A 24,732-nucleotide genomic window follows, 5' to 3' on the forward strand; every position below is an offset into this window, starting at 1 on the left:
CGGAACCTCAGGCGTGATAGGCGGCATCGGGAATATCGGTGATGAACATATGGCCGGGCGCATGGGTGATGGCAAAGGGGACGCCCGACGCCATCACAGCGGCTTGCGGGGTGACGCCACAGGCCCAGAACACCGGCACTTCGCCCGGCTCGATGCGGACGGGATCACCGAATTGCGGTTTGGCCAGATCGGCAATGCCGATCTGTTCCGGTGCACCAACATGAACCGGCGCACCATGCACCGCCGGGAACCGACCGGAAATCGTCGCGGCATCGGCAACCCGCGAGGCTGGGATTGGTCGCATCGACACCACCATATTGCCATGCAAACGGCCTGCCGGGCGGCAGGGTTGATTGGTCAGATACATCGGCACATTGCTTTTATCTGTCATGTGGCGGATCTCGATACCCGCTTCCACCATCGGCGTCTCGAAGGTGAAGCTGCATCCGATCAGGAAGCTGACGAGATCGGGATGCTCGGCCCAGGCGGCGGTGGCGTCGGGTGTTTCCTCCGCCAGCTTGCCATCGCGCCAGATCCGGTAGAGCGGCAGATCGGTGCGCAGATCGGCGCCCTTGGCGAGTTCGGTCAGATGCGAACCGGGATCGGAGACATCAAGGACCGGGCAGGCCTTGGGATTGCGTTGCGCATAGAGCAGGAAGTCAAAGGCCCAGTCGCGCGGCAGGACGATCATATTGGCCTGGGTAAAGCCGGGGGCGACGCCGGATGTCGGTTCCACAGCGCCACTGCGATAACGGGTACGGGCGGCGCGCGCCGGTTCGACATCCCAATGTGCCAGATGCTTCAAGGCAATCATCGCCTCTCTCCCTATGCAGTTACAAACGGCTGGACGGCAATGCCCTCAGCCTCGAATCGCCTGCGGATTTCCTGGGCAATAGAAACGGCACCAGGGCTATCGCCATGCACGCAGATCGATTGCGCCTCGACCTTGATCACGCTGCCATCGATGGCTTCCAACGTGCCTTGGCGGGCAAGCTGCACCATGCGGCTGGCGATCTTTTCCGCGTCATGCAGAACAGCCCCCGCTTCCCGGCGCGAGACGAGCTGGCCTTCCGGCGTATAGGCGCGGTCGGCAAAGGCTTCCGCCACGGTGCTCAGGCCGGACGTGCGGGCGAGATTAAGGATGGGTGCTCCGGCCAGTCCCATCAGCACCAGCGAGGGATCGATGGCTTTGACGGCATCGATCACCGCCTGGCCCTGACGGGCATCATTGGCGATCCGGTTATAGAGCGCCCCATGCGGCTTGACGTAGGTGACGCGGGTGTTGGCCGCCGCCGCCATGCCTTTCAGGGCGCCGATCTGGTAGATCACGTCGGCGATCAGCTCTTCACTGGTCACGTCCATGTCGCGCCGGCCAAAGCCGACGCGATCAGGATAGGACACATGGGCGCCGATCGATACGCCATTTTCAGCGGCGGCCTTAACGGTTTTCCAGATGCCGGACGGGTCGCCCGCATGAAAACCGCAGGCAATATTGGCGCTGGAAACCACGGCCAGCATGGCCGCATCGTCGCCCATGCTCCATGCGCCGTAGCTTTCCCCAAGGTCGCTGTTGAGATCGATGGCAGCCATGTGCTTTCCTTCCTTGTTTAAAGCTTCAGCTGTTACAAGCCAAGCAGGGCGAAGATTGGCCCGACCGATTTGTAAGCCATGTACCATGTCAGCGCGCAGGTGAGGACACCGAGGATCAATAGCCAGCGCGGATAACGATAGCCGCCCATCAGGTCGGCGCGCGCCCAGGCCGCATAGATGAAAATTGATAGACCGATGGGCAGGATCAGCCCGTTCAGGCCACCAACGAAGACCAGCATTTGCGCGGGCGGGGTGGTCATGATGATGTAGAAGAACAGCGAAATGGCGATGAATGCCACGGTGGCGAGATTGCGCGCCCGCTCGCTCATATCCTGCTTGAAGGCGGTCAGGAACGAGACCGATGTATACGCTGCGCCGATGACGCTGGTGATGGCGGCGGCCCAGAAGATCACGCCGAACAGGCGAAGTCCGATATTACCGGCTGCACTCTGGAAGGCTTGCGCGGCCGGATTGGCGCTTTTGCCGGAAATGTCGATGACCACGCCGCTGGCGACGACGCCCAGCACAGCCAAAAACAGCACATAACGCATGACGCCAGTCACGGCGATGCCGGTCAGGGCGGCGCGGTTGACGGCACCGAGATTTTCAATGCCGACGGTGCCCTTGTCCAGCAGGCGATGCGCACCGGAATAGGTGATGTAACCGCCAACCGTGCCGCCGACAATGGTGGTGATGGTGGCAAAATTGATGGTGTCGGGCAGGATCGTCTGGCGTAGCGCCTCTAACAGTGGCGGGCCGGATACATAGGCGACAAACAGCGTCAGGGCGATCATCAGCACGCCTGCGACGATGATGAAGCGGTCGATTGCCAGCCCTGCGCGCTTTGATAGGAAAATGCCAATGGAGAGCAGGGCGCTGATGGCGCCGCCCCATTTAGGGTCAAGGCCGAGCATGGCGTTGAGGCCAAGGCCTGTGCCGCCGATATTGCCGATATTGAAGAACAGCCCGCCGATAATGACCAGAACGGCAAGCAGATAGCCGGAGCCGGGAATGGCGGCATTGGCAATATCTGAGGCGCGCATCCGGGTGAGTGTGACGATCCGCCAGATATTCAACTGGACGACGAAGTCGATGATGATCGAGGCCAGGATGCCGAACGCAAAGGCTGCCCCCATGGTCGCGGTAAAGGTGGCGGTCTGGGTAATGAAGCCCGGCCCGATCGCCGATGTTGCCATCAGGAAAACCGCCGCTGTCAGCGCGCCGCGACGGGTTTTGGGGGATTGCGGACCTGAATTATTTGTCACGGCGATCTTCTGCGTATCGCGCGCTGGGACGTGGTTCTGCGCCATTGGGAGGCTCCATGGTCATCGTCATCCGCCCCTCTGCGGATGATCCATGCAGCTAGTCTGCCACGTTTCACAATTCCGTCAATATTGTTGAACAATTTTATTTTATCGTTCTATCATTCTGTTTATTTCATGGGCGACTTGCCTGCGATATCGGCAGGACATGCCAATGGTGTGGGCAAGTCTGCCCCGTTTTCCGCGCTGCCTTGCTCTGCCGGCGGGCATCGGCAATAGTCCCGGCGAAAGATGGCAGCCGCTGAACATGTTCGCGGTTGGGCAAGAGGGACCTATGGCAGACGAGGATGAAAGCCTTTCGCTGGCGGAGCGGCTGGTGACAAAAATCCGTGATCAGCTGATCGCCGGGGAGTTGAAGCCGGGCCAGCGGTTGTCGGAGGCAGCACTCAGCACCCGGCTCGACGTGTCACGCAATTCCCTGCGGGAAGCCTTTCGGCTGCTCACCAAGGACGGCTTGCTGCGCCACGAGGCCAATCGCGGTGTGTTTGTCGCCACGCCCAGCATGGCCTCGATCATCGATATCTACAGGGTGCGGCGGCTGGTAGAATGCAAGGCGCTGGAACAGGCGTTTTCCGGTCATCCCGCCGTCCGGCGGATGCGGTCGGCGGTGGAAACCGCGCGGGCCTGTCGCAATAGCCGTGACTGGCTGGGGGTCGGTAGCGCCAATATGCAGTTTCACGCCGCCATCGTCGATCTCGCCGACAGCAGCCGCCTCAGTGACTTTTATACGCGAATCGCTGCGGAACTAAGATTGAGTTTTGGCCTGCTGGACGACCCGGAATTGCTGCACGCGCCCTTTGTGGAGCTGAATGGCGAAATCCTTGGCCTGTTGGAAGCCGACAAGGCGAAAGAGGCGGCTGCCGCTCTCGATTCTTATCTGGTCCGCTCGGAGCGCACGGTGTTGGCAGCATTTGCCCGCGCCACGGCGGATGCTGGCTAATCAGAATTCCAGCGCCCGGTTATCGACCACTTCCTTCATCACGAAGAAGGTTCGGGTTTGCCGCACGCCGGGCAGGGCGATCAACTGACTGCCGTGAATGCGGTTGAAATCGGCCATGTCGCCGACCCGGATTTTCAGAAAATAATCGAAATCACCGGCCACCAGATGGCAATCGAGCACGAAATTCAGCTTGGCGACCGCCGCTTCAAACTCGGCAAAACTGTCCGGTGTTGACCGGTCCAGCACCACACCAACCATGACCAGCGCCGCCCTGTTGACCTTGGCGGGTGCCACCATGGCCCGCACACCGGTGAGATAGCCTTGCGCAAACAGCTTCTGGGTACGCCTGTGGCAAGTCGCCGGGCTGATTGAGACCTGCTCCGCCAGTTCGGCATTGGTCAGGCGACCGTTTTTCTGCAACAGACGGATCATTTTCAGATCGATGCGATCCAGGGATTCACTCATGAAAGAATCTTCCATTTCCAGGGATTAATCATCAGCCTATGCATCATAATTTTTGGAAAAATTGAAATATAACCTTCTTTAGATTGCAATTTAGAAAGCACCTTTCACACTGAAAAGTCTAGCATCCGGCCATTATCAACCCCCATTTTCAATGAGGATGCCATGCTCGACGCTTTTGAACGTTACCCGCTGACCTTCGGCCCCACACCGATCGAGAAGCTGGAGCGGCTGACCGATCATCTCGGCGGTAAGGTTCAGCTTTACGCCAAGCGGGACGATTGCAATTCGGGTCTGGCCTTTGGCGGCAACAAGCTGCGCAAGCTGGAATATATCATCCCCGACGCCATTGCCTCCGGTGCCGATACGCTGGTGTCGATTGGCGGCGTCCAGTCCAACCACACCCGTATGGTGGCGGCTGTCGCTGCCAAGATTGGCTTCAAATGCCGTCTGGTACAGGAAGCCTGGGTGCCGCATGAAGACGCGGTTTACGACCGGGTCGGCAATATCATGCTGTCACGCATCATGGGTGCGGATGTGCGGCTGGTCGATGACGGGTTCGATATCGGCATCCGCCGGAGTTGGGAGGAGGCAATAGAAGAGGTGAAGGCGGCGGGCGGCAAGCCCTATGCTATCCCGGCTGGTGCCTCCGTGCATAAATATGGCGGGCTGGGCTATGTCGGCTTTGCAGAGGAAGTCCGGGCGCAGGAAGCGGCACTGGGATTTGCGTTCGATTATATCGTCGTCTGCACCGTCACCGGCTCAACTCATGCCGGCATGGCGGTTGGCTTTGCCAAGGATGGCCGCGCCGACCATGTTATTGGCATCGATGCCTCCTTCACCCCGGAGCAAACCCGCGCCCAAGTGCTGGAGATTGCCCAGTGCACGGCGGATCTGGTTAAGCTTGGCCGTGAGATGCGCCCGGAGGATATCGTTCTGGTCGAGGATTACGCCTATCCGGTTTACGGCGTCCCTTCGGAAGAAACAAAGGATGCCATTCGTCTTGTGGGGCGTCTGGAAGGAATGATCACCGACCCTGTATATGAGGGGAAATCCATGCAGGGCATGATCGATCTGGTGAAGAAGGGATATTTCCCGGAAGGTTCTAAAGTGCTCTACGCCCATCTTGGCGGTGCACCGGCCCTGAACGGCTATGGGTATGCGTTCCGCAACGGCTGAAACCATCAGCTAGACGACCGGCCCGAAAAGGGCCGGTTCGTAAACATTTCAGCCGCGAACGCCAGCCTTCTTGGGGGCAAATGCGACGCGAGTCGTGGTGGTTGCAGCGGGCATCCGCTCTACCGGGCGGCGGTTGCTGTTGGCCGAGACAGTGCGCATGCCAACCGGGCGGATCATGGTCTTGGCAGCGGCGGGACGGGCGACCGGGGTGGGGGCCGGTGCGGGCGCAGCCTTGGCCTTCTGGGCCAGCGTAACCCAGCGCATGATGGCTTCGAAAGCATGGCGGCCTTCGCGGCGCGCAGTGGCCAAGCCTTCTTCGCTGAGCAGACAGGTGGCACCAATTTCTTTCCAGTTCGGACGGCCGCCATGCAAAGGCGGCGTGGCCTGACGAACGATCAGCCCGAGCATATAGCTGCGCAAATTCTGGTAATCGGATTTGGCAAGCGCTGGCGCAAGCCGCACTTCGCAAAAGGTTTCGATTTTCCGATGAAATACCGGAGCGGAAGGGGTCAATCTTGGCATAATACTCGCAACTCATGAATGGCCCGGCTGTGAGATGCCGGGGTGGCGCTGCTACAGCATAATCGGCCCGACCGCAACCGGTCGGGTTGAAAATTATGCAGTATATTGAATATGTTACAGCGTGACGCTGATGTCGTCACCGACGCATCGCGCTGTAAGACATGGATGTTAAAAAAGTCTTGCATCAGCCCAAGGGAGAGACCGCGAAGCAGCGGTCAATCACCTGCGAACCGATAGGGGAGCGCCGCTTTACGACTGTCGGGGTGTGTTAGTCAACCCAGTGCCTGGCTCGCCAATCCATAAGTGATGGCATCGGGCTCTGGGTGGCCCTTGTCATCGGCGCCGGGTTCCCCTTTTGGTCCGACCGGCCACGGCGCTCGCAGCGACATGGTGGTGACGGTATCAAACAGGGAAAGCCCGGATTCCAGCAGAAATTCCGCAAAGGCACCGGAGCCATGCCGCGTATCCAGCCGCAGGAAGCGCCCTTGATGACGTGCGACATGAGGTCGCGTCACAGCAATGGCATCTTCATCGCTGGCGGCAACCACCGGACCGACCACATGGCCACGCCCGAAGGGCCGGGAGAGAGCAAAAGCCACGATTTTACCAGCACGCAGCAGTACCACGCCTTCGGACAGAGGCAGAAGGTTGCCAAGCCATCGCTGGCGATTTGCACCGAAGGCTATTTCATCCAGCGTGGCGATCTCTGGCAAATCCTCGGGTTTTATCGCGCGCAGCTGTGAGCTGTCAGCGGGCTTTACGGTTTCCGGCAGCAGCCTTGCCTCGCCCTGGCACTGAAAGACCGGCGCTTCGACGGCAAAGCCGATGCTGCGATAGAGGCGTCGTGCCGCACGGGTGGAGTTCAGCCCCAGCCGTGCGACGGAAATATTGCCCAGGATATGATCCATCAGCCAACGGCCTGTGCCCTGCGTTTGCAGGCGTGGGGAGGTGATCACCATGCCGATGGTGGCGAAATTCTCGTCCATGGGGAACCACATGGCCGAGCCCAGCACCCGGTCTATAGGGTCGATGGCCGCGACGCCTTGGCCATTTGCCAGCAGAAAAGCCCAATCCTCGGTCCGGTGCGGCCAGCCGACGGCGACGGAAAGACCATGCAAGCGGTCGATGCCGACGTCGTGAATATCGGTCAACGTCAGTTCAAAGGATTCCACCTGGATCGACGTTTTCACCGTCACATTGTCTTCCTTGCATCGGGTCGGTTTGCAGCTGAGGCCGCCAATGCTTATCTAAAGCTGTCCAAGGCAATAGATTCGACTGAAACCGCATGAATTTCCAGCAGGTTTTATCGAAAAAACCGCCAAGAGCGACACTTAGCCTGATAAAAGCGCGTTACGTTCACATCCAATGCTCATTTTTGTCGCACCGACCTCGTCAATGACGCCGGATGGGACTATCCAGTTTTAGGGTAATCATGGCCTTTCTTTTCAATTCAGATCCGGCGCGTGGCGCGGTCTTCGCGCAGGCCTTCGCACGCGAGATGCCCGATTTGGATTTTCATGTTGCGCCATCGCCGGTCGAGCCTGAGGGTATCCGCTACCTGATGACCTGGGCGATGCCGGAGGAGATCGAGCGCTACACCAATCTCGAAGTGCTGTTTTGCATCGGCGCCGGTGTCGATCAGTTCGATCCCGCCCGGTTGCCCGATACCGTCAAGCTGGTGCGAATGGTCGAGGATGGAATCGTGCGGATGATGCAAGAATATATCACGCTTGCCGTGCTTTCCGTTCACCGCAAGCTGCCAGCCTATATTGGTCAGCAACAGCAAGGTGAGTGGCAGCCCCTGCCGATTACATCCCAGGCGCCTTCGCAACGGGTGACGGTGCTGGGCCTGGGCCTGCTGGGGCAGGCGGCGCTGGAGCGATTGAAGCCTTTTGGCTTTCAGCTGTCGGGTTGGAGCCGTTCGCCGCGCGAAATCGATGATGTCACCTGTCATGCCGGAATAGAGACCCTGCCAGATCTGCTGAAGCAGACGGATATTCTCGTCTGTCTTTTGCCGCTGACATCAGAGACCCGGCATTTCCTGAATGCCGACCTGTTTGCCCGCCTTCCGCGCGGCGCGTCCCTCGTTCACGCCGGGCGCGGTGCGCAACTGGATCAGGCAGCGTTGCTGGCAGCGCTCGATAGCGGCCATCTCGCCAGCGCCTTTCTCGATGTTACCGATCCGGAACCGCTGCCATCGGACCATCCGCTGTGGCGGCAGCCGAATGTGATCATCACGCCCCATATTGCCAGTGTCACCCAGCCGGAAACGGCGGCCATGGCAGTGATCGACAATATCCGTCGTCATCGATCCGGTAAACAGATGATTGGCCTTGTTGATCGCCAGCGCGGATATTAAAGATTTTCCAACTCCAACGGTGCCTGCGGCAGGACCGTTGTTTTGTTTCAACGGCAGGACGGACCTTTCGTCTCACTCTATCAAGGACTTCCTATGCATAATCTCAAAGACAAGACCTTGCTGCGTCAGCAGGGCCTGATTGGCGGCGAATGGGTTGATGCGGCATCCGCCAAGGTGATCGATGTCATCGATCCCGCCACGCAAGCGGTGATCGGCACGGTGCCGGATATGGGCAGCGATGACACAAGCGCCGCCATCAAGGCTGCGGAAAAGGCCTTCAAGCTCTGGAAGAAAAAGACCCATGCGGAGCGCGCTGGGTTGCTGGAAGCTTGGTACGGTCTGATGATCGACCATATCGAGGATCTGGCCCTGATCCTGACGATGGAACAGGGCAAGCCGCTGGATGAGGCGCGCGGCGAAATCCGCTACGGCGCCTCCTTCGTCAAGTGGTTTGCGGAAGAGGCTCGCCGCATCGGTGGCCACACCATTCCCTCGCCAACCACCGACCGCCGCATCGTTGTGCTGAAGGAGCCGGTTGGTGTCTGCGGCATCATCACGCCCTGGAATTTCCCCAATGCGATGATTACCCGCAAAGTGGCCCCAGCCTTGGCGGCGGGCTGCACTGTGGTCATCAAGCCCTCGGATTTCACGCCCTATTCCGCTCTGGCGCTGGGTGTGCTGGCCGAGCGTGCTGGTATTCCGGCTGGCGTCATCAATATCGTCACCGGCATGCCGACCGAGATCGGCAATGAAATCATGGCCAATGACGTCGTGCGCAAGATTTCCTTTACCGGCTCGACCCGGGTTGGGTCGCTGCTGATGCGCGGCGCCGCCGATACGATCAAGAAGCTCAGCCTGGAGCTTGGCGGCAATGCGCCGTTCATCGTGTTTGACGATGCCGATCTTGATCTGGCGGTCGAAGGTGCGATCCTCTGCAAATTCCGCAATGGCGGCCAGACCTGCGTCTGCGCCAACCGCATCCTGGTTCAATCAGGCGTCTACGATGCCTTTGCCGCCAAGCTGACCGCTCGCGTCAATGCCATGAAGGTTGGCCCTGGAACTGAGCAAGGCGTTTCCATTGGACCGATGATCAACGAGGCGGCGATTGGCAAGATCCGTCAGCATGTCGAGGATGCCGTTTCCAAGGGTGCGAAGATCATCACCGATGCGCACAGATTGCCGCAGGGTGCGCAGTTTACGGCGCCGGTGGTCTTGACCGGTGCGACAACCGACATGTTGCTGGCCAGCGAGGAGACTTTCGGCCCGGTCGCGCCGTTGTTCAAGTTCGAAACCGAGGAAGAAGCGCTGGAGATTGCCAATGGCACGCCATTTGGTCTGGCCGCCTATTTCTACACCGAAAGCCTGAAGCGCTCCTGGCGGGTGGCCGAGGCGCTGGAAGCGGGGATGATTGGTCTGAATACCGGGGCGATTTCCACGGAAGTGGCACCGTTTGGCGGCGTCAAGCAATCCGGCCTTGGCCGCGAGGGCGCGCAGATCGGCATTGAGGAATATCTGGAAATGAAGACCTTCCATATCGGCGGTCTGGCCTGATCTTTACCCATCATTCCGGGGCAGGGAAACCTACCCCGGAATATGAAAGGCCCGCCGGAAATAAGCGCGAAACGCCTCCATGGCCGGGCTGAAGTCCGCATTGCGCCGCCAGGCAAGGCCGACATCCATGGAGGGTACCGGGTCGGTCAGTGTGATTGTCTCGATCCGTCTGCCCTCCAGCGACCATGGCCGATGCACCATATCGGAGAGAATGGCGACGCCTTGGCCGTTGGCGACCAGCGAGCGCACGGCCTCAACCGAGGATGTCCGCAGCGTCACCTTCGGCTGGTAGGGTGTCGGGCTCCAGTATTTCAGCGTGGTATGCGACGCTTCGTCCACCGTCAGCATGATATAGTTTTCCTCTGCCACGTCCTTCAGGCCAACCGAGGGACGTGTCAGCAGCGGATGGCGGGCAGGGAGCCAAAGCCGCCGCTGCGAATTCAGCAGCGTTTCGGTGGTCAGTTCCGGGTTGAGAATGTTTGAGGTCAGCAGCACGGCGACGTCATAACGATTGGCAAGCAGGCCCTCTTCGACGCTTTCCCGGTTGAGTTCGAACAGCTGGATATTGACACCCGGAAACTGCCGTTTCAACCGCTCGATATGCAACGGCAGAAAATAACCGATCACCGTATAGCTGGCGGCGACGCTGAGCTTGCCCTGCACCTTGCCGGTGACGGGGTTGAGCGTGGTGATGTCATCAACCTTCCGCAGGATGTCATAGGCCTGGGACAGCAGCAGACGCCCGGCTTCGGTCAGGTCCATGCCATGCGGCGTACGCTCGAACAGCGGCGCACCGACAATGGTTTCAAGCTCCTTGATCGCCGTGGTCACCGCCGATTGCGAGATAGCGAGGTTGATGGCGGCCTGCGAGACCTGCCCGGATTCGGCGGTCGCCACGAAATAGCGGATCTGGCGAAGACTGAGCGACATGACACGAACTCCCATCGTAATTTCTGATAGTGCCATCTGAAAATCAGAATGATTAATCTTCTGATTGTGGAAGCCGAAATATTCACCTGCATTGTACGGTCTACAGAGCGAAAAACATTCAAACTTTTCTTTGGGTCTTCCAAGCTCAAGCCATCAATAAATCAGATAATGACTTTCTGAAAATACCATTTTTCAAATGATGATTTTCTGCCTAGCTTTTCCTGACGAAAATGATGGCAGTTAAGTTTTTTGCATAAAAATAAAGCATAGAGGTTCCCTGTGGCGCTTGAATCTGTCGATATCAATTGTGATCTGGGCGAAGCCTTTGGCCGCTGGCGGATCGGCGATACCGCCGATCAGGCTTTGATGGGGCTAATCAGTTCTGCCAATATCGCCACCGGCTTTCATGCTGGCGATCCAAACCTGATGGATGAGACCGTGCGGCTGGCGGCGGAGCATGGTGTCGGTATCGGCGCTCATCCCGGTTACGACGATCTTCAGGGGTTTGGACGGCGCAAGATCAATGGTACGCCGCGCGAATTGGTCAATGATATCGTCTACCAGGTCGGAGCGCTGAAGGAATTCGTGCGCCGCCATGGCTCCAGCCTGCAACATGTGAAGCCACACGGCGCGCTCTATATGGAAATGGCTGTTAACCCCGAACTCGCACAGCTTTTCGTGCATTATATGCGCACCGCCAACCCCAATGCCTATGTGCTGTGCATGGCGGGTTCGGCCACCGAAATCGCGGCGCGCGAGGCGGGCCAGCCGGTGGCGCGGGAATTCTACGCCGACCGTGATTACGACGAAAGCGGCTCTATCGTTTTTACCCGCGATGTCGGGCGTCCCGATCCCGCCGCCATTGCCCGCAAGGTGCTGCGCGCCTGCCTGGAAGGCAAGGTCACGGCGGTGACGGGCAAAGACATCGAAGTGCCATTCGAGACCATCTGCTTCCATTCCGACACGCTGGGCGCTTTCGATATCGTCCGCCATATGCGCGACGCGCTGGTCGCTGAAGGCATTCGCATTTCGCCTCTTTCAGACATTCTCAAGTAACCGGAGACAGCCATGAGCACCCACGAGATCAGATCGCCCCTGCCTGGCACATTCTACCGCAAGCCGTCTCCCGATGCCCCGAACTTCAAAAATGATGGAGATGCGGTGATGCAAGGCGATGTTATCGGCCTGATTGAGGTGATGAAGACCTTTCATGAAGTGCATGCGGACGCCGCTGGCAGCGGTCTTGTTTTCGTCGCGGAAGACAATGAACCGATCATGGCCGGTCAGGTGATCGCCGAGGTGCAGGCATGAGCATCTCGTCGCTGCTGGTGGCCAACAGGGGCGAGATTGCCGTTCGGATCATCCAGGCGGCCAAGGCGCTCGGCATTCGCACCGTGCAGGTTCATTCCGCCGCCGACCGGGATATGCTGGCGGTGAAACTGGCCGATCAGGCGGTGGAGATTGGCCCGCCCTCCGCCGCTAAATCCTACCTGAATATCGAGGCTGTGCTGAAAGCGGCGCTGGAAACCGGCGTCGATGCCGTGCATCCGGGCTACGGCTTCCTCTCCGAAAATGCTGCATTTGCCAAGGCCGTCACCGATGCCGGGCTGATTTTTATTGGTCCAAGCCATGAAGCGATCAGCCTGTTGGGTGACAAGGTCGAGGCCCGCAAGGCGGCGATGCAGGCCGGAGTGCCGACCGTGCCGGGATCGAATGGCCGGGTGGATGACCTGGATGCAGGGCGGGCCGTCGTCGAGACAATCGGCTTTCCTGTGATGATCAAGGCTGCTGCCGGTGGCGGTGGCCGGGGAATTCGCATTGCCGAGAGCATGGAGGATTTCGAGCGGCATTTTCCGCAGGCATCCTCCGAAGCGTTGGCTGCGTTTGGTGATGGCGGTCTTTACATCGAGAAGGTTATTACCCGTGCCCGCCATGTCGAAGTACAGATCCTCGGTGATGGGGAAAATGCCATTCACTGCTTCGAGCGTGAATGCTCGCTGCAACGCCGCCGCCAGAAGGTCTGGGAGGAAGGCCCATCGGTGCGTCTTCCTGCTGATGTGCGAAAAGCCCTGTGCGACAGCGCCGTGGCGCTGGCGCGGTCGGTTCACTATCGCGGCGCAGGCACGGTTGAATACCTCTATGACGAGCAGAGCGGTGAATTTTATTTCATCGAGGTCAATACCCGCATTCAGGTCGAGCATCCGGTGACAGAAATGATTACCGGCATCGATCTGGTGCAGGAAATGATCCGCATTGCCGGTGGCGCGTCTTTGTCGCTGCGCCAGGAGGATGTGGTGCTCTCCGGCCATGCTATCGAATGCCGGATCAATGCCGAGGACCCGGCACGTGGCTTTCTGCCCGGTCCCGGCACGGTCTCGACCCTGCTCATTCCCGAGGGTAACGGCATCCGCTTCGATACCATGCTCTATGAAGGCTACCAGGTGCCGCCGTTCTACGATTCCCTGCTCGGCAAGCTGATCGTCTGGGCGGAAACCCGTGAAGCCTGCCTGGAAAAGCTTGGCGCGGCGCTGGAGCATTTCGAGATTGGCGGTCTTGCCACCACCATTCCGCTGCACAAAAAGCTGGCGGTTGATCCCTGCGTGCGGAGCGCCGATGTCCATACCCGGTTTCTGGAGCCGTGGCTGGAAACGGCCTTTCCTGCTCCCTCCAAGGCACCCGCTTCAAAGGAGACTGTCTGATGGCAATGCGATATACATTCGGGGGTGATGAGCATCTGTTCGTGGAATGCAGCGAGGCGATGTCGCTGGAGGCCTTCTTCACCTCGCTGTCGATGACCAACGGCATTTCTCAAGCCCGGATCAAGGGCGTTACCGAGATCTGCCCGGCCAATGCCTCTTTCCAGGTCAAGTTCGATCCTGACATTATTCATCCCGATGATATTTTGAAGGAAGTCCAGGCCATCGAAGTGGCGGCGGCGAAAAGCGATCCGGTGATCGCCACGCGGATCGTTGAAATCCCGGTCTTCTACAACGATCCCTGGACCCATGAGACTCTGATGCGGTTTCGCGAACGCCATCAGGAGCCTGAGGGCACTGATCTCGACTATGCCGCCAAGATCAACAATTACTCTGGGGTCGAGGACTTTATTGCCGCCCATGCCGGTTCGCCCTGGTTTGTCTCCATGGTCGGCTTCGTGTCCGGCCTGCCTTTCATGTACCAGATGGTCGAGCAGCAGCGGCAGATCGAGGTACCGAAATATCTGCGGCCCCGCACCGATACGCCGAGGCTGACGGTCGGCCATGGTGGCTGTTTCGGCTGCATCTATTCGGTGCGCGGTGCCGGTGGCTACCAGATGTTCGGCATCACCCCGATGCCGATCTACGATCCGACCCAGACCACCTCTTACCTGCGTGACTTCATGGTGTTCTTCAAGCCGGGGGATATCGTCAAGTTCAAGCCGGTGGATAGAGACGGTTACGATCAGGCGGTGGAAGAGGTGGACAAGGGCATATTCGTACCGCCAATCCGCGAGGTGCGCTTTGATCTCTCGGAATTCCAGAAAGACATCACCGGCTACAACGCCAGGCTGGAGGGCCTTCTCCATGGTCATTAAGGTTTTGCATCAAGGGCTTGCCACCACGGTTCAGGATCTGGGCCGTCCCGGCTATTTTCACCTCGGCATTCCCCTGGGCGGGGCCATGGACCGGCTGGCGCTGAAGGCCGCCAATCTGCTCGTCGGCAATGACGAAGGGGCGGCGGGGCTGGAAGCGGTGTTCATCGGACCGAAGCTGGAATTTGCCGCCGACACCATGGTCGCTGTCACCGGAGCGGAGATGCCGATCCGCCTTGACGGTGAGGAACAGCCTGGCTGGACCGCCTTCAAGGTGCGGGCAGGTCAGGTGCTGAGTTTCGATTTCCTGAAAGCAGGGGCTCGGATCTATATCGCCGTCGCCGGTGGTATTGATGTGCCGCTGGCGCTCGGCTCACGCTCCACCTACGCCATCGGCGCGCTTGGCGGTTTTCAGGGCCGTGCTATTGCGGCTGGAGATGAATTGCCGGTGGGGCAGGCGAAGCCTGTACCGGAAGGCCGGACCATTCCGCAGGCGCTGCGCCGCCGTCCGGGCGCGCCTGCCGAACTGCGCGTGCTGCCCGGTCTCTATTGGGATCGGTTGACGGAAGAGGCGAAGGGCAATTTCTTTGAGGACGAATGGAAGGTAGCGCCGGAAGCTGACCGGATGGGCTACCGGTTTCGCGGCGGGCGCAAGCTCGATTTCGTACCCCGCACTCCGCCGTTTGGGGCAGGCTCCGATCCGTCCAATATTGTCGATAGCTGCTATCCCTATGGCTCGATCCAGGTGCCGGGTGGCACTGAGCCGATTGTCTTGCACCGCGACGCCGTTTCTGGCGGCGGCTATTTCATGGTCGGCACGGTGATATCAGCCGATATGGACCTGATCGGTCAATTGCAACCGCATACGCCGACCCGGTTCGTCAAGGTCGATATGGAGCAGGCATTGGCGGCACGCCGAGAGCGGCAGGCGATGATCCGCGACATCAGCGCCGCGTTGTCAACGGTCTAGGAGCGCAGATCATGGCAGGGTCGGCACCACACTCATTCCTGAACACGGGTCAGATAGGCCGCCGTGGCGCCGGGATCGGGAATGATCGCGACGATCTTCATTTGGGCGATGGTCCGGTTCAGGGCTGCGTCCAGATGGGTGCCATGCATGGCCGCCGCTGCCGTGGTCGCCCCACGGGCCAGCAACTCGACGATCAGCCGGAATTCGGTAATCGTCGTCAGGTCGCCGGGAAGACCCAGGCGGGCCAGAAGGCTGGTCGCGGCTGTCACCGGCAGAAGATTGTTGCGGATCAATTCCCGCAGCTTCTCATTGGGCGTGGCGAGAATGCAGATCTCTATGAAGCCTTGCTGCATCTCCACGACATCTCTGAGGCCATCCCCGGTATGATCTCTCTCCAGTTGCCGAAGCCGGTCCAGCAGGCAAAGCAGCGCCTCACTGTCGATATGGGGGGCAGCCGTCGTCAATGCCTGCGGCTCCAGCATGGCGCGCAACCCGAAATGATCCTTGATGGTCTGTGCGGTCAACGGACCGGCGATCCAATGGGAGCTTTGGTTCTTGCGCACCAGTCCCCGTTCGCTCAGCCGCGCCAGCACATCGCGCACCACCGTGCGGCTGACATTGAAATGGCTGGCAAGTTCGGTCTCGATGATCCGGTAGCGGCCAAACACCACGCATCCGGCCACATCGCGCTCGACGGTGTCGTAGATCCGCTCCCAGGAGGACCGGTTCTGCAAGGCGTCGTCGGCATGTTTGGGGACGGTCAGGCCAATGCTGCGGATATCGGTTCTCAGCGGCTCGATGCCAAACCCTGTCGGGCCGACGAGATAGCCGCGTCCCTTAAACCGATGCACCAGCCCGTCCGCCTCCAGCGCCTGCAAAGCCCGCTGTACCGGCGCACGGGACGTTTGCAGGATCTCGGCAATATGGCCTTCCAGCAGCACAAGCCCTTGAGGCAACAGGCCTTCGGCGATGTTGGAACGCAGCACCGCCTCGGCAATTTCATAGCGGCGTTGGCCGGTTTGTGTCGTCATGGCGCAGACTGTTCCCGTTGGTCTGTCTTCTCTGTAAGGCGAAAACCGCTTTCGAGACTAGAGGCATAAAAAGCAATATCCGCATGCAGCATTTAATTTTTGGATATAGTGTGCAATAGTCATTTTTTAGATCGTATTCGGATTGGTTTAAAGCGTAGGCATTCCGAAGGCGATTACAGGCATTCAATCTAAAAATCCTCGGGAAAATTGGCAGGTATTGCCGATTTTTATGGGTCCCTTTGTGCTTGTCTGTCGGAATGCGCAATGTATCGCGTTGGCGGGAACTTGATGGACTACCCTAAAAATCAACTGAATTTAAAAATCATAAAAAAGTATATTGAATACAAAAATCATCCGTGCAATGCTTCGACTGTATCGTGCCAATAGAAGCGCGGACAAGCGGAACGAATAGAAAAATGCCCGATTGCCGATTCCTGTGATGCACCTTTGCTAAAAGGTGCAAGCGCTCTTCCTGTGTTTGCGGGGAGGGTGTTCGGGTTAGGCTGGATGGGCGCAACTGGCGAGAACCGACGTGACATCCGTGCTCGAGCTACACAATCTGGTCAAGACCTATGGGGACACACGCGCCCTTGATGGCTTGAGCCTTTCGCTGCCCGACGATCATTACATCTCACTGCTTGGCCCAAGCGGGTCGGGAAAGACAACCCTGCTCAGGGTGATCGCCGGGTTTGAGCGCTGCGAGGGTGGTTCTATCCGCTTTGCCGGACAGTCCATGCAGGACGTGGCGCCGCATCGGCGTGGCATCGGCTTCGTCTTTCAGAATTTCGCGCTGTTTCCGCATCTGAGTGTGCGAGAAAACATTGCCTTCGGCCTTGCCAATCGTGAGGTAGCACCGGTGACCAATGCTGGCGAAGTGGCCGACAGGGTGCGTGACATCATCGCGCTTGTCGGCTTGCAGGGCTTGGAAGCCCGCGCGGTCACCCAGATTTCCGGTGGCCAGAAACAGCGTGTCGCGCTGGCCCGCACCCTGGTCACCGAGCCGAAAATGGTGCTGCTGGACGAACCGCTTGGCGCGCTGGACGCCAATCTGCGCGCTCGGATGCGCAATGAGTTGCGTGACATCCGCGAGCGCTGCGGCGTCACATTCCTCCATGTTACCGGCAGCGAGAGCGAGGCGCTGGCCATGGGAGACATGGTTCTGGTGCTGGATCGTGGGCGGATTGCCCAGACCGGCAGTTCAGACACGATCTATAACCGCCCCGTTTCCGCCGATGTGGCGCGTTTTCTGAATTGCTACAATCTGTTTTCCGGTTCTGTTGACGGCAACAGTTTCGTGGCTCCGGCAGGCCGCCTGCCACTTGGCGGTTTCAGGCAATCCGCTTCGACCCCCGCCTATGCCATTCGCCATGATCGGATTTCCATCCGTCCTGTTATCGCCGAGCGCGGCAGTGATGAAGTGGCAATCGAAGCGATCTTTCTGGCTGAGGAATATACCGGCTCGGCGGTCTATTCGTTTTTCTCGGCGGATGATGGCTCTGTCTTCGAAGTGGAAACCCATTTGAGCAAGGACGTCCGCCCGATCCTCGAACCGCAGACCCGCTACGCGCTGGTCTGGAACAAGGAGCACGCCCTTGTCTATGCATAATCAAGCCCTGACCGACGGCATCGCCACGAACGCAGAACCTGCCGCCAAGCCGTCGCGCATCTCCTTCTGGCTGGTGCTGCCGGGTGTCATCTGGATGCTGCTGTTCCTGGTGCTGCCGATGTTGATGATGGTCTATGTGTCCTTCTGGACGCAGACCACTTTCACCATCAAGCCGGTGTTGACGCTGCAAAGCTGGATCACCTTCTTTTCCAGCGATACGTATCTGGGCGCGCTGTGGACCACGGTCCGGATCTGGCTGCTGGTGCTGGTTGCGACCTTGGCTGTCGGCTATCCGGCGGCGCTGTTTGTTGGGTTGTTCGTCAAAAACAAGACGCTGCAAACCGTGCTTCTGGTGCTCTGCGTCATTCCGTTCTGGACCTCCTTCCTGATCCGCGTCCTCGCCTGGCGGCCAATGCTTGGCAAGGAAGGGGCGATCAACATGATCCTGATGAAGCTTGGCATCGTCAGCCATCCCATCGAAGTCCTGCTGTTTTCCGAACTGTCCGTGATCATCGGCATGACGCAGATCTATTGCGTATTCATGGTCGGCCCTATCGCCTTCATGCTGGGGCGGATCGAGCCGGCCATCATCGAGGCGGCGCAGGATCTCGGGGCCGGTTTCTGGCGGATTTTCCGCACCATCATCCTGCCGATGTCGATGCCGGGCGTGGTGGTTGGGGCGATCTTTGTCTCGGTCATGGTTCTCGGCGAATTCGCCACCTCGGCGGCACTGTCGGGCCGCAAGGTCAATCTACTCGGCAATATCATCGTCACCCAGGTCGGGTCGCTGAAATGGGCCTTTGCGGCGGTGGCGGGCGTGGTGCTGACCCTGCTGATGGGGCTGGTTGTTGCGGCGCTGCTGCGGGTCGTCGATCTCAGGAAGGAGTTGTAGGATGAATTCCGGAGCGGTCAAACTGGCACTTGGCGTCTATACCACGCTGTTTCTGGTGTTTCTCTATGGGCCTTTGGTGGTTCTCGCCATCCTGTCCTTCCAGACGGGACCGGAAGGCGGCCCGCAATTTCCGATCATCGAATGGTCGGTCTATTGGTACAAGCATCTGTTCGGCCTGACGCCGCCGTCGCGCATTGCGCCACTGCCGATCAACGATGCCCTGGTGCGATCCATGGGGCTTGCTGTGATGACGATGATCGTCTCCACCGTGCTGGGGGTGATTTCGGCGCAGGCCTTTCGCAGCCGGTTCAAAGGTTCCGGCCTGGTCTTCTACCTGATCGTGCTGGGCATGATGGTGCCGGGTGTGCTGGTCGGGCTTGGCATGGCGCTGGTTGCCAATACTCTTGGCATCGACCGGCACTGGTGGGGTACGGCCTTTGTGCTGCATGTGGTCTATACCTTTCCCTTTGCCTTCCTGGTGATGCTGGCGATCTTCAACCGCTTCGACCCAAGCGTCGAAGAGGCGGCCTGGTCGCTTGGCGTCAGCCCGATGCGGACCTTTCGCAAGATCACCTTTCCATTGATCTTTCCAGGTGTGCTGTCGGCCATGCTGTTTGCCTTCACGCTGTCTTATGACGAGTTTTCCCGCACGCTGTTTGCCTCTGGCCGTGACCTCACACTGCCGCTGGCGATCTACGGGACGTTTTCGGTGGAAGTGCATCCGAATGTCTTTGCCTTCGGCGTGCTGACCACGCTGTTTTCCTTCGCTCTGCTTGGCACGTATGCCGTGCTGATGGGGCTTTCGGTGCGCCGCGCCCGGCGCATCGCCGTGCAGGAGGATGCATGATGAACAAATCCGCTTTCCCTTCCGCCATTGTCACCGGCGCTGGTTCCGGCATTGGTCGCGCCATTGCACTTCGACTTGCAAAAGACGGGTATGGCGTGTTGGTCAACGATCTTGCCCTGGAAAGAGCGAAAGCCGTCGCCGAAGAGATCACGGCGTCTGGTGGCAAGGCCTCGGCCTATGCCGGGGACGTCTCCCACGAGACGGAAGCGGCGGCGATCTGCGCTGCCGCCGTTGTCGCCCATGGACCGGTGGCACTGCTGGTCAATAATGCCGGTATCGTCCATCAATCGCTGTTTGAACATCTTGAAGTCGCTGATTTCGACCGGATGTTTGCAGTGCATGTGCGCGGAAATTTCCTGATGACCCGCGCTGTGTTGCCACCGATGCTGGAACGGGGAGACGGTGTGATCGTTAATATCGCCTCGCAGCTTGGCCAGATCGGCGGCGTCGAACTGGTGCATTATTCCGGCGCCAAGGCGGCGATCATCGGCATGACCAAGGCCTTGGCCCGCGAAGTTTCCGCCAGAGGTGTGCGCGTCAATGCGGTCGCTCCCGGCCCGATCAATACGCCGCTGGTCATGGGTCTGTCGGAAGACTGGCGAGCCGCAAAAAAGGCGCAGCTGCCGCTTGGCCGGTTCGGTGAACCAGAGGAAGTGGCCGCCGCCGTCTCCTTTCTTGCCTCCCCGGATGCGGCCCTGTTCGTCGGCCAGACCCTGGGGCCGAATTCCGGCGATGTGATGCTTTGAACCGTGAAGGAAGAGACAGATGAGCAACCAGAACCAGCGGATCGTCATCATCACCGGAGCCGGGATTGGCATCGGCGCTGCCGCCGCCAAAGCCTTCGGCGCGCTTGGTGACCATGTCGTCGTTACCGATATTTTGGACGATGAAGGCGAGGCGGTGGCGCAGGCTATTCGCGCTGCCGGTGGCTCGGCGGAGTTTCATCATTATGACGTGCGCTCGACACCGGCAGCCGATGCGCTGGTCGCCGATATCGAGGCACGGCTTGGCCGGATCGATGTGGTGGTCGCCAATGCGGGCATTGCGCATCGCGTCCCGCTTCAAGACCTGACCGATGAAAAATGGGACTTGACCTTCGATATCGACCTCAAGGGCATTTTCCGGCTCGTGCGGGCCGCTACTCCTGGGATGCGCGCTCGCAAAAGCGGGGCGATTGTCGCGCTGTCGTCGATCATGGGCATTGCCTATGGCTGGGATGAACATGTGCATTATTCCGCCGCAAAATCCGGGGTGATCGGGCTGGTGCGCGGTCTGGCCGTCGAGCTTGCCCGTGATGGTGTGCGGGTCAATGGCATTGCGCCGGGCTATATCCGCACCGCGCAATTGCTGTCGGAGGAAAATTCGCTCGGGCCGGTGGGGGCCGAAAAAGCCGCCGAAATCATTCCCATGGGACGGCTCGGAACACCCGAGGATATTGCCGATGTCATCACCTTCCTTGCCTCCAATGCAGCTCGTTACATGACCGGTCAGGTGCTGGTCGTCGATGGTGGCCTGCTCGTTGGGCGTTACTAAAAGAAACAATCAACAACAACAAAAACCGGCAAAGCCGGATCGGGAACTCAAAAACTGGAGAACTGCCATGTCATTACTGGAATTGAACCGCAGATCACTTCTCAAACGCTCCACCGGCATGATGGCGTTGGCCATGGGGGCAGGTACGCCCTTCCTGTCGTCGCGGGCTGCCTATGCTAAGGCCACCAGCCTTGCCAGCCAGCAATTGCGCACCATCGGCCTGTCGGTGACGGTGCAGGAACGCATTCTCAATGACTTCAAGAAGGCCTCCGGTGTCGGCGGCACATCCGGCACGGCGGCAACCTTCCCGGATGCGCAGACCAAGATCTTGTCCGGCTCGAAGGATTACGATTGCTGGGAAATCATCGCCGAGCGCCTGCCTGCCATCGTCATGACCAACAATGTCGAGCCGGTGCCTGCCTCTGGCTTGAAAAACTGGGCGAATATCCGCGACACCTTCACCAAACCATCAGACAAATGGGACTTGAAGGCGCAGATCGTCGGGCAGATCTGGGCCGATGAAGGCCAGACAACGCTGAACATGGTGCCCGCCGTCTATAACTACGATTCCATCGGCTATAACCCGGATGTGGTCTCCGCCGAGGAAGCCAATAGCTGGGCGGCGATTTTCGACAAGAAGTGGAAGGGCAAGTCCGGCCTCAACACCGATCCGCTGATTGCCTTCGGTCAGGCGATCATGGCGATGAACACGCTTGGCCTGCTCAACGTCAAGAACCCTGGCAATCCGAGTGCCAAGGAAATTGACGAGGCGGCGGCCTTCCTGGTGTCGAAGAAGAAGGAAGGCCAGTTCCGGGCGCTATGGGGCGATTTCGGCGAATTGGTCAACCTGATGGCCTCAGGCGAAATGGTGGTTTGCGACGCCTGGCAGCCTGCGGTCATGGCGGTGAAGGCGCAGGGCAAGTCTTGCAAATACGCGGTGCCGAAGGAAGGCTACCGCGCCTGGGCCATCGGTCCGTCGATGATTGCAGGCACCACCAACAAGGAAGCCGTCACCGCCTATGCTAATTACTGGCTGTCGGGTGAGCCGGGCATCGCTGTGTCGGAGCAAGGGTATTACTCGCCCTCCACCAATATTAAAAGCGTCATGGCACCGGAAAAATATGCCTTCTGGTATGAGGGCAAGCCTTGGACCGGCGCGCCGGAGCGCGGCATCAAGGAAGGCGACCTGCGTGATGGCGGCTCGCTGGAAGAGCGCGCCAAGAACGTCGCTTATTGGCATCAGTGGCCGGATGAATACGACCATCTGGTGCAGAAGTGGGACGAGTTCCTGAACGCCTGACGAGACGCGGGAAGACCGGCTGGCTCCGGTCTTCCCTTTTGATACTGCACCGGAGAAAGCCGATGATTTACGACCTGGAACTGATTGATGTGGGCAAGGTCTATGACAATGGCACCACGGCTGTCAGTGCCTTCAGCCTGGCGGTGAAGAAAGGTGAGTTCATCGCTTTTCTCGGCCCATCCGGCTGCGGCAAGACCACGACGCTGAGGATGATTGCCGGGTTCGAGGGTATTTCCTCCGGCGATATGATGATCAAGGGCATGCGGATGAACGACGTGCCGCCGCAAATGCGCCCAACCGCGACGATCTTTCAGAACTACGCGCTGTTTCCCCATATGAGCGTGCGCCGCAATGTCGCTTACGGTCTTGAGGTCAAAGGCATGGCCAAGGCCGAGCGCGACCGGAAGGTAGAGCGGATCATCGCAACGCTTGGGCTTGAAGACATCGCCGAACGCAAGCCGGAAAAGCTTTCCGGCGGCCAGCGTCAGCGGGTGGCCTTGGCGCGTGGGCTGGTGATCGAGCCGGACATTCTGCTTCTGGATGAGCCGCTTGGGGCGCTTGACGCCAATTTGCGCAAGGCGATCCAGAACGAGCTGAAAATCCTGCAAAGGACGCTGGGCGTCACCTTCATTTTCGTCACCCACGCTCAATCGGAGGCGCTGGCGCTCTCCGACCGGGTGGTGGTGATGAACCAGGGCCGCGTTGAGCAGGTCAGTCCGCCGCACCAGCTCTATACCCGACCCGCCACACCGTTTGTGGCGCAATTCATTGGCCGAAATGCGATTTTCAAGGGGCATGCCCGTGCCGATGGCGCAGGCGACTTGCGGGTCGAGACCCCGGAAGGATTGCTCGCAGGCCTGGTCAATGGCCCGGTATCTGAAGGTGGCCTCGCCAATCTCGTCGTTCCCGCCGAGGCTATTCAGGTTCATCATGGAAGCGCCGAACAGCTTGATCGGGTGGCTGTGGCCCATGGTGGCAACGCGGTGCATGCCCGCATTCAACGCGCCGATGTCGTTGGTCACGTCTCGCATATCTCAGCGGTGCTGGCGGATGGTCGGTCGCTGTCTCTCGAGGCCCATGTCGACAAATATCGGCCTGATGAGTTTCCGGTCGGCTCAGATGTGTTCCTGTCGTGGAAGCCTTCGGATGCCTCCATTATCGCCGCGCACTGACAGTCGCGTACCTGATCAAAAAGTCTTTATCAAAAGGAGAAAACACCATGGCAAAGGAAATCTTTTGCAGCTTCGGCATCGACGTGGATGCGGTGGCCGGCTGGCTCGGCTCTTACGGCGGCGAGGACTCGCCCGACGATATTTCCCGTGGCCTGTTTGCCGGTGAAGTCGGTGCGCCGCGCCTGCTGAAACTGTTCGAACGTTTCGGCATCAAGACCACATGGTTTATTCCCGGCCATTCCATCGAGACCTTCCCGGAACAGATGCAGGCGGTGGCCGATGCTGGCCATGAAATCGGCATTCACGGCTATACCCATGAAAACCCGATTGCCATGACCCGCGAGCAGGAAACCGAGGTGCTGGACAAGTGCATCGAGCTGGTCACCAAGCTGTCTGGCAAACGTCCGACCGGTTATGTCGCGCCGTGGTGGGAGTTTTCCAATGTCACCAATGAATTGCTGCTGGAGCGGGGCATCAAATACGACCACTCTCTGATGCATAATGATTTCACGCCCTATTATGTGCGGGTCGGCGATAGCTGGACCAAGATCGACTATTCCAAGAAGCCCTCCGACTGGATGGTGCCATTGAAGCGTGGCCACGAGACTGACCTGATCGAAATCCCGGCCTCCTGGTATCTCGACGACCTGCCGCCGATGATGTTCATCAAGAAATCACCCAATAGCCACGGTTTCGTCAATCCGCATGATATCGAGCAGATCTGGCGCGACCAGTTCGATTGGGTCTATCGTGAAATGGATTATGCGGTTTTCCCGATCACCATTCACCCTGACGTTGCCGGGCGCCCGCAGGTGTTGATGATGCTGGAGCGGTTGTTTGCCCATATGAGCAAGCATCCGGGGGTGAAATTCGTGACCATGAACGAGATCGCCGACGATTTCGCCAAGCGCTTTCCGCGCAAGAAGTAACAGTAAGGCAAGGGGCGGCGCTATGC

Annotated in this window: 25 protein-coding genes; 17 read left to right on the forward strand and 8 right to left on the reverse strand. The window is 59.1% G+C overall.

Translation table 11 applies throughout. The features are described from left to right. Positions 1 to 7 precede the first annotated feature (7 nt). The 3 genes from FS819_RS22105 to FS819_RS22115 are packed head-to-tail and all read right to left on the reverse strand — an operon-like array spanning position 8 to position 2,786. The gene (locus FS819_RS22105; RefSeq protein WP_156550298.1) at positions 8 to 814 is read right to left on the reverse strand and encodes a putative hydro-lyase; all 807 of its coding nucleotides are present in this window, start codon (positions 812 to 814) and stop codon (positions 8 to 10) included. An 11-nt stretch (positions 815 to 825) separates the two neighbouring features. Continuing rightward, positions 826 to 1,590, reverse strand: coding sequence for a LamB/YcsF family protein (locus FS819_RS22110; protein WP_156550297.1), 765 nt, complete (start codon positions 1,588 to 1,590; stop codon positions 826 to 828). A 32-nt stretch (positions 1,591 to 1,622) separates the two neighbouring features. Next, entirely contained in the window at positions 1,623 to 2,786 is a 1,164-nt protein-coding gene (locus FS819_RS22115; RefSeq protein ID WP_234624850.1) for an NRAMP family divalent metal transporter, read from the reverse strand. A 400-nt stretch (positions 2,787 to 3,186) separates the two neighbouring features. On the opposite strand from FS819_RS22115, the gene FS819_RS22120 reads away from it, so the two are divergent. Beyond that, positions 3,187 to 3,852: a GntR family transcriptional regulator gene (locus tag FS819_RS22120; protein ID WP_060717109.1), complete on the forward strand. Its 666-nt coding sequence runs from the start codon at positions 3,187 to 3,189 to the stop codon at positions 3,850 to 3,852. On the opposite strand, the gene FS819_RS22125 is transcribed toward FS819_RS22120, so the two are convergent. Then, positions 3,853 to 4,317, reverse strand: coding sequence for an Lrp/AsnC family transcriptional regulator (locus FS819_RS22125; protein WP_156550295.1), 465 nt, complete (start codon positions 4,315 to 4,317; stop codon positions 3,853 to 3,855). A 162-nt stretch (positions 4,318 to 4,479) separates the two neighbouring features. Here FS819_RS22125 and FS819_RS22130 point away from each other — a divergent pair, with 162 nt between their 5' ends. Next, complete coding sequence (locus FS819_RS22130; RefSeq protein WP_156550294.1) at positions 4,480 to 5,493, forward strand: 1-aminocyclopropane-1-carboxylate deaminase; 1,014 nt, start codon at positions 4,480 to 4,482, stop codon at positions 5,491 to 5,493. A gap of 48 nt (positions 5,494 to 5,541) precedes the next feature. Here the strand turns inward: FS819_RS22130 and FS819_RS22135 are convergent, their stop codons facing one another. Both FS819_RS22135 and FS819_RS22140 read right to left on the reverse strand, forming a co-directional pair. Beyond that, positions 5,542 to 6,015, reverse strand: coding sequence for a hypothetical protein (locus FS819_RS22135; RefSeq protein ID WP_156550293.1), 474 nt, complete (start codon positions 6,013 to 6,015; stop codon positions 5,542 to 5,544). 272 nt (positions 6,016 to 6,287) lie between these two features. Beyond that, a complete protein-coding gene (locus FS819_RS22140; RefSeq protein ID WP_180641075.1) occupies positions 6,288 to 7,211 on the reverse strand; it encodes a GNAT family N-acetyltransferase in 924 nt (307 codons plus the stop codon). A gap of 236 nt (positions 7,212 to 7,447) precedes the next feature. Here FS819_RS22140 and FS819_RS22145 point away from each other — a divergent pair, with 236 nt between their 5' ends. Both FS819_RS22145 and FS819_RS22150 read left to right on the forward strand, forming a co-directional pair. Then, positions 7,448 to 8,374 (forward strand): 2-hydroxyacid dehydrogenase, encoded by a 927-nt coding sequence (locus tag FS819_RS22145; protein ID WP_156550292.1) that lies wholly within the window; start codon positions 7,448 to 7,450, stop codon positions 8,372 to 8,374. Between the two features lie 93 nt (positions 8,375 to 8,467). Continuing rightward, positions 8,468 to 9,925 (forward strand): NAD-dependent succinate-semialdehyde dehydrogenase, encoded by a 1,458-nt coding sequence (locus tag FS819_RS22150; RefSeq protein WP_156550291.1) that lies wholly within the window; start codon positions 8,468 to 8,470, stop codon positions 9,923 to 9,925. 30 nt (positions 9,926 to 9,955) lie between these two features. On the opposite strand, the gene FS819_RS22155 is transcribed toward FS819_RS22150, so the two are convergent. Beyond that, a complete protein-coding gene (locus FS819_RS22155) occupies positions 9,956 to 10,855 on the reverse strand; it encodes a LysR family transcriptional regulator (protein WP_156550290.1) in 900 nt (299 codons plus the stop codon). Between the two features lie 279 nt (positions 10,856 to 11,134). On the opposite strand from FS819_RS22155, the gene FS819_RS22160 reads away from it, so the two are divergent. The 5 genes from FS819_RS22160 to FS819_RS22180 are packed head-to-tail and all read left to right on the forward strand — an operon-like array spanning position 11,135 to position 15,396. Next, a complete protein-coding gene (locus FS819_RS22160) occupies positions 11,135 to 11,911 on the forward strand; it encodes a 5-oxoprolinase subunit PxpA (protein WP_234624834.1) in 777 nt (258 codons plus the stop codon). 12 nt (positions 11,912 to 11,923) lie between these two features. Next, positions 11,924 to 12,166 (forward strand): acetyl-CoA carboxylase, encoded by a 243-nt coding sequence (locus tag FS819_RS22165; RefSeq protein WP_156550289.1) that lies wholly within the window; start codon positions 11,924 to 11,926, stop codon positions 12,164 to 12,166. Beyond that, positions 12,163 to 13,554, forward strand: a complete 1,392-nt coding sequence (locus FS819_RS22170; RefSeq protein WP_156550288.1) for an acetyl-CoA carboxylase biotin carboxylase subunit — start codon at positions 12,163 to 12,165, stop codon at positions 13,552 to 13,554. The genes FS819_RS22165 and FS819_RS22170 overlap by 4 nt, the downstream gene beginning before the upstream one ends. Then, the gene (locus tag FS819_RS22175; RefSeq protein ID WP_156550287.1) at positions 13,554 to 14,429 is read left to right on the forward strand and encodes a 5-oxoprolinase subunit B family protein; all 876 of its coding nucleotides are present in this window, start codon (positions 13,554 to 13,556) and stop codon (positions 14,427 to 14,429) included. The genes FS819_RS22170 and FS819_RS22175 overlap by 1 nt, the downstream gene beginning before the upstream one ends. Continuing rightward, entirely contained in the window at positions 14,419 to 15,396 is a 978-nt protein-coding gene (locus FS819_RS22180) for a 5-oxoprolinase subunit C family protein (protein ID WP_156550286.1), read from the forward strand. Before FS819_RS22175 ends, FS819_RS22180 begins: the two co-directional genes overlap by 11 nt. Positions 15,397 to 15,428: 32 nt before the next feature. Here the strand turns inward: FS819_RS22180 and FS819_RS22185 are convergent, their stop codons facing one another. After that, positions 15,429 to 16,427: a GntR family transcriptional regulator gene (locus FS819_RS22185; protein WP_156550285.1), complete on the reverse strand. Its 999-nt coding sequence runs from the start codon at positions 16,425 to 16,427 to the stop codon at positions 15,429 to 15,431. A gap of 532 nt (positions 16,428 to 16,959) precedes the next feature. Here FS819_RS22185 and FS819_RS22190 point away from each other — a divergent pair. The 8 genes from FS819_RS22190 to FS819_RS22225 all read left to right on the forward strand — a co-directional run bounded on the left by FS819_RS22190 (position 16,960) and on the right by FS819_RS22225 (position 24,706). Beyond that, positions 16,960 to 18,033 carry an ABC transporter ATP-binding protein gene (locus FS819_RS22190; protein WP_234624833.1) on the forward strand — a complete coding sequence of 358 codons (1,074 nt, stop codon included), beginning with the start codon at positions 16,960 to 16,962 and terminating at the stop codon, positions 18,031 to 18,033. Continuing rightward, positions 18,026 to 18,925, forward strand: a complete 900-nt coding sequence (locus FS819_RS22195) for an ABC transporter permease (RefSeq protein WP_156550433.1) — start codon at positions 18,026 to 18,028, stop codon at positions 18,923 to 18,925. Before FS819_RS22190 ends, FS819_RS22195 begins: the two co-directional genes overlap by 8 nt. A 1-nt stretch (position 18,926) precedes the next feature. After that, positions 18,927 to 19,772: an ABC transporter permease gene (locus tag FS819_RS22200; protein ID WP_156550283.1), complete on the forward strand. Its 846-nt coding sequence runs from the start codon at positions 18,927 to 18,929 to the stop codon at positions 19,770 to 19,772. Then, positions 19,769 to 20,518: an SDR family NAD(P)-dependent oxidoreductase gene (locus FS819_RS22205; RefSeq protein WP_156550282.1), complete on the forward strand. Its 750-nt coding sequence runs from the start codon at positions 19,769 to 19,771 to the stop codon at positions 20,516 to 20,518. The genes FS819_RS22200 and FS819_RS22205 overlap by 4 nt, the downstream gene beginning before the upstream one ends. Before the next feature lie 19 nt (positions 20,519 to 20,537). Then, positions 20,538 to 21,305 (forward strand): SDR family NAD(P)-dependent oxidoreductase, encoded by a 768-nt coding sequence (locus FS819_RS22210; protein ID WP_156550281.1) that lies wholly within the window; start codon positions 20,538 to 20,540, stop codon positions 21,303 to 21,305. 67 nt (positions 21,306 to 21,372) lie between these two features. Then, a complete protein-coding gene (locus tag FS819_RS22215) occupies positions 21,373 to 22,605 on the forward strand; it encodes an ABC transporter substrate-binding protein (RefSeq protein WP_156550280.1) in 1,233 nt (410 codons plus the stop codon). Positions 22,606 to 22,667: 62 nt separating this feature from the next. Then, positions 22,668 to 23,777, forward strand: a complete 1,110-nt coding sequence (locus tag FS819_RS22220) for an ABC transporter ATP-binding protein (protein ID WP_156550279.1) — start codon at positions 22,668 to 22,670, stop codon at positions 23,775 to 23,777. 47 nt (positions 23,778 to 23,824) lie between these two features. Then, complete coding sequence (locus tag FS819_RS22225) at positions 23,825 to 24,706, forward strand: polysaccharide deacetylase family protein (RefSeq protein ID WP_070150143.1); 882 nt, start codon at positions 23,825 to 23,827, stop codon at positions 24,704 to 24,706. Positions 24,707 to 24,732 lie beyond the last annotated feature (26 nt).

The sequence above is a fragment of the Allorhizobium sp. Av2 genome, assembly GCF_021462805.2.
Classification (GTDB): domain Bacteria; phylum Pseudomonadota; class Alphaproteobacteria; order Rhizobiales; family Rhizobiaceae; genus Allorhizobium; species Allorhizobium vitis_G.